Raw genomic sequence first — 4945 nt, 5'->3', positions numbered from 1 at the left:
GACTGCGGCGTGGAGTTCCTGACCGAAGAACCGCTGCAAAGAATTTATGAATTGAAACAGGAAACCGCCATGCTGGTGGTGGGCGGCGGCAAGCTGCTTACTTCATTGATTAAAGCCGGGTTGCTGGACAGCCTGACAATATACACCGTCCCGGTCATGGCGGGCAAAGGCATCGGCTTTATCGGGGAAACATCCGGCTCACATTGGAAACTCTCGGAAAGCAGGGTGCTGGATAACGGGGTGGTCTGTTCGACCTACCTGTTTGGCGGGAGCGTATAAAAAATGCGCCCGGTTCCCGCCGGGCGCAACCACTAAAATTTCAATTATTATAAGTTGCAAAACCTATCACAATGAAATTTCAGCGGCAAAGATAGGCTATTTCTTCGGTTTCGCTTTCTTTTCGGGGAATGAAAAACCGACATTGAACTGCTCGTCCAGTACCAGCGAAGCATCGAAAACCTTGCCGTTCTTGCCCTTGAAGCCCTTGATTAGCCCGGTCTTTCGTTTCGTCACCAGTTCGACAATCTGCTTGTCGGAAAGCTGCTTGTCGCATTTGTTGCGGAATATGGTAAGCGTGCAGTCCACGTTGGAACACTTCGCCACTTTCGGGTAGAACAGGATGCGCCCGCTACCGCATTTCGGGCAGGGGCAGGTTTCACCGCCCGCAACAGATAATTGTACCGAAAGCAGTTCCGCCGTGATTTGCGTTGCGTACACCTCGATACCCTTTCGGAACGTGTCGGCATCCATGCTGCCCGCTTCTATCTTGGAAAGGGCGGTTTCCCACATACCCGTCATTTCGACATCGGCAATCTTCTTGTCCCTGACTATCTTGTAAACGGCAAGCCCCTTGTCGGTAGGCACAAGGTTCTTCTTTTCACGCACGATGTACTGGCGGGCGAACAGCGTTTCGATAATCGCCGCACGGGTGGCGGGCGTGCCTATCCCGGCATCTTTCAGGCTGGCTTTCAGTTCGGCATCTTCCAGTTCCTTTCCGGCGTTCTCCATTGCGGCAAGCAGGCTGCTTTCCGTGTGCAGCGGTTTCGGCTTGGTCTGCTTCTCCAACAGTTCCACGTTGGAAATCGGCAGGCTTTCGCCCTCTTGAAGCGGCGGCAGGCTGGCGGCTTCTTCGTCCCCGCCCGTTTCCTGCTCGCCGAACACGGCACGCCACCCAATTACTTTCATCACAGACCCTTTTACCGTGAAGTCGGTATCTCCAGCCGACAATATGGCGGTGGTAACGTCTTTCACGCACTTGCCCGAAAAGGCTTCCAGCATACGCCCGGCTACCAGCTCGTAAACCGCCCGCTCGTCTTTGGTGAGTTCGCCGGGCAGGTTCTCGGTAATGATTAAGGCGTGGTGGTCGGTCACTTTGCCGTCATTCACGCTGCGGCGGTTCAGGGGTGTGCCGTCCAGCCCGGCGGCATACCCGGCAAAGCGGGGGTATTGCCCTAACAGGGCGACACGCTCCGGCATTTCATCGAAAACGTCCTCCGATATATAGCGGCTTCCGGTTCTCGGATAGGACATCACTTTCTTTTCATACAGGCTTTGCGCTATGGAAAGCGTCTTGTCAGCCGAAAAGTTCAGCTTCGTGTTCGCTTCCTTTTGCAGCGTGGTAAGGTCGTACAGAAGCGGCGGTTCTTGGCTGGCTTCTTTCCTCTCAACGGATTTCACGGCAAGTTGTCCAGCATCTTTAACCCGTTGCAGGGCGGCTATGGCTTCGGGCTGCTGTTCCCACTTGGCGGTCGATTGGGCGGTGAAACTTATTCCCCCGCTGGCGGTCGCCGCTTTGAGTTGCCAAAACTTGGCGGGTACGAAATTCCTGTTCTCCAAATAGCGGCTGCATATCATCACGAGCGTGGGTGTCTGCACCCTGCCCAGCGAGAACACTCCCTGCCCAGCGGCTACGCTCAACGCTTGGGTGGCGTTTATCCCTATCAGCCAGTCCGCTTCGCTGCGGGACTTGGCAGAGAGGTAGAGGTTATCGTAACATTCTCCCGGCTGCAAGTTATCCAGCCCCTCACGGATTGCCTTGTCGGTAAGGCTGCTTATCCACAGGCGCACAAATGGTTTTCGGCAGTTCAGGTAATGGAAGATGTAGCGGAAGATTAGCTCACCCTCACGACCGGCATCGGTGGCGACAATAATCCGGTCGCACAGGTCGAACACTTCCTTTATCACTTTCAACTGTTTCAGAACGCCGGGGTCTGCCTTGTAGCCTTTCTCCGCTTTCACCTGACGGGGGATTAATTGGAAATCGGGCGGCAGTATGGGCAGGCTCTCCCTGCGGAAGTTCGCCACGCCATAGGCTTCCGGCATGGCAAGCTGGATTAAGTGGCCGAACGCCCATGTCACCATATACCCGTTGCCGGAAAGATAACCGTCATTACGCTGGGTCGCCCCGATGATGCGGGCGATATCCTTTGCCCCGCTGGGCTTCTCTGCTATCAATGCAATCATAATTCTTTACTTTTTAAGGTGGGTACTACATTTTCATTCCTTTGGACTTCTTGGGTTTGTCCGCTTTCAGGCTCTTGTCCTGCTTCTCTTTCTGCTTGGCGGTGGGCTTGTCCTGACCCTGTTTCAGCGGCTCTTTGCCCTGTTTGGTGGCTTCGTTGGTCTTGCCCTCCGAATTGACCGCTACCTGCGTCCGGCTCTCGGCGGCGGGGGTAACGTCTTTCGGCTGCACCTTGTCGGGGGATTTGCCTTGTGCGCCGGGCTGCACATGACCGTTGAACTCAACGCCCTTGCCGTCCTTTATCCCGGCTACCTGCTGCTCTGCGGGCTGCTGCCCCTGCTGCAAGAACTGGACGGCAGACCTCGGCAGGAACTCCAAGCCACGCTCCACTGCGCTGACCTGCAAATAGGCACTGCGCTTCGTGCCGTCCCTGAATTGCAGGTTTTCCATTTTCACCGCTTGCCCGGCTTCAAAGGCGGCTTTCTGCTCCGGGCTGACTTTCACGCCGCAAATGGTGTCGGGGCATTTCCACTTGTCAGCCCGCATATACTCCAGTTCGTGCGTGTACCTGTCCCGGCTGACGAACACGGGGATTTGCTCGCCGTTTTTCGGGTCTTTGATTTCAGCGATGCCGCCCAAGTTGCCAGTGCCTTGCAAGTTGCCCTGCTCCTGCTTGGTGAACCCGTGTTCGTGGAACGGGCGTTGCAACAGTTTCTCGTCCTGCTGCACGCCGTGCAGCTTGGGTACAACCGTGCCGTCCTTTGCCTGATAGAAAGAGAGCTTGACATCGGTAGGTTTGAGGTAGAAGCCGCCCACCGTCCCCGAAACGGTGTAGGTGTTGCGGGACTTGTAGCCACGCATCACCCGGTCGAAGTCTTTCGTGTTTTTCAGGGTGTCGGCGGTAATGCCGACTTTTTTCAGGTTCTCCCAGTCGATTTTTGCCGGGTCGAAGCGGTAGCCCTGCTTGAACTCGTGGAAGTCGGGCTTCGGAACTCGAAGCATTTCAGCCCGCTTGCCGCCCTCCGGTGTGGGGTTGCGGTGGTTGTCCTCGATTGCCTTTGCGTCCTGCTCCGCTTGGGAAGCCTTGACACTGAAAAGTTCCAGTCCGGAAGTGTCCTGAAACTTGCGGAAGAAATTGGAAATGAAGTTGCTGAACACATCGCTGTTCTTGTCCACCTGCATGAACTCGCCGCCCTGTGTCGGCGGTACGGTCTGCAAATTGCCCTCCTTGTCGATACCCTTAACGGCACTCACCTTGCCCTGCTGTTTATCCAAGACCAGCAGCACGTCTTTTTCCTGCCCCTCTGCGGGCGGGGTCATTCTGTTTGTCATAAATAATTGAAATTTTAGCGGTTACGGGAATAGTCCCGCCCAAAGGTAGCGACTAAATATGCTATATTTGGACGGGCGGCAAGGGCTGTCCGAATTTGTCCTGCGGTGTCTGAAATTGTCCGGGTACGGTAATTACTGCGAACATTATTCGCAGAATTTAGAATATCACCAGCAAAATATTCATTATGTTTTTACATGGTAATTATATCACACTATCTTTGTAAATAAAATCAAGGAACATAAATATGGCTTCATTCAGAAAAGAGATACTTGGGCAGATTGAACGGATAGATACTGGGCGTATATTCAGGTTCCGGGATTTGTCGTTTGAAACGGAAAAGACTGTCTGAAATATCATTTTCTTTTGTACCTTTGCATCCGCAGAAAACAAAAGAAAATCAACTATTTAGTATAATTACCCGGTTGCGGTAACTAAATCGGGATAAAACCTCTAAACATTTCTCTTATATACAAATGATAGCCGAATTCAACTCATATATGAGTAACATAGACATAGATTTCTTCAAGGAGTTGTGTCTGAAACATGGAGAGTTACGACATTATAAAAAGAATGAGTTTATTCTCCATGAAGGTGATGCCTGTTCTTTCTTCGGGTTTATCTTGTCAGGTGTAGTCAAATACAGTTGCACCAACCGGACAGAAAACAAGCCGTATAATGTCGGTTTTTCCTTTCCAAATGAATTTATAGCCGATTATCCCACTTGCTTATATGGCATGAAATCAGAATTGAATATACAGGCGATAATCCCGTGCGAGATTTACATCTGTTCTTCTGCATTCTTACAGCAAAAATTCGAGGAGAACAAAGAAAGCCAACAGATAGCCCGTATCGCAGCCGAACAGATGTTTTTCCAATCATATTCACGTTATTTGGATTTATTCAGATTCACACCGGAAGAGCGTTACCTCCAACTTTTAAAAAAATGCCCTGCAATCCTCCAAATGGTATCACTAAAAGAAATAGCATCCTACCTCAAAATTACACCCGTACACATGAGCCGAATAAGACGCAAGCAAAGTTTTGACAACAAAAAATAAACATAGGTTTAGAAATTTGCATTCATAACAATATTCCAAGAGCGTCTTAATTTGCCAAAGGATTCTTCTTTTTATCTTTGTCTTATCTTTGGT

At 51.3% G+C, this 4945-nt stretch carries 4 protein-coding genes; 2 read left to right on the top strand and 2 right to left on the bottom strand.

Annotated elements, in window-relative coordinates; genetic code table 11:
• A partial coding sequence (locus DXA74_RS15650; RefSeq protein WP_199666210.1) for a dihydrofolate reductase family protein occupies window positions 1–279 on the top strand: 279 nt, incomplete at its 5' end.
• A gap of 96 nt (window positions 280–375) precedes the next feature.
• Here DXA74_RS15650 and topB read toward each other — a convergent pair.
• Window positions 376–2463, bottom strand: coding sequence for a type IA DNA topoisomerase (gene topB, locus DXA74_RS15645; protein WP_118529049.1), 2088 nt, complete (start codon window positions 2461–2463; stop codon window positions 376–378).
• Window positions 2464–2488: 25 nt separating this feature from the next.
• Window positions 2489–3793 carry a DUF4099 domain-containing protein gene (locus DXA74_RS15640; protein ID WP_118404850.1) on the bottom strand — a complete coding sequence of 435 codons (1305 nt, stop codon included), beginning with the start codon at window positions 3791–3793 and terminating at the stop codon, window positions 2489–2491.
• 474 nt (window positions 3794–4267) lie between these two features.
• On the opposite strand from DXA74_RS15640, the gene DXA74_RS15635 reads away from it, so the two are divergent.
• Complete coding sequence (locus DXA74_RS15635; protein WP_118529047.1) at window positions 4268–4852, top strand: Crp/Fnr family transcriptional regulator; 585 nt, start codon at window positions 4268–4270, stop codon at window positions 4850–4852.
• Window positions 4853–4945: the final 93 nt, after the last annotated feature.

It is taken from the genome of Bacteroides sp. OF04-15BH, from assembly GCF_003477995.1.
In the GTDB taxonomy this organism is placed as follows: Bacteria; Bacteroidota; Bacteroidia; order Bacteroidales; family Bacteroidaceae; genus Paraprevotella.
The sequence above is the reverse complement of the archived record's forward strand: the minus strand, read 5'-3'. Positions and strand labels throughout refer to the sequence as shown.

Excerpts from the sequence above, each read along its gene's own strand:
- topB (WP_118529049.1), bottom strand. The coding sequence starts at position 2,463 with ATGATTGCATTGATAGCAGAGAAGCCCAGCGGGGCAAAGGATATCGCC.
- DXA74_RS15640 (WP_118404850.1), bottom strand. The coding sequence starts at position 3,793 with ATGACAAACAGAATGACCCCGCCCGCAGAGGGGCAGGAAAAAGACGTG.
- DXA74_RS15635 (WP_118529047.1), top strand. The coding sequence starts at position 4,268 with ATGATAGCCGAATTCAACTCATATATGAGTAACATAGACATAGATTTC.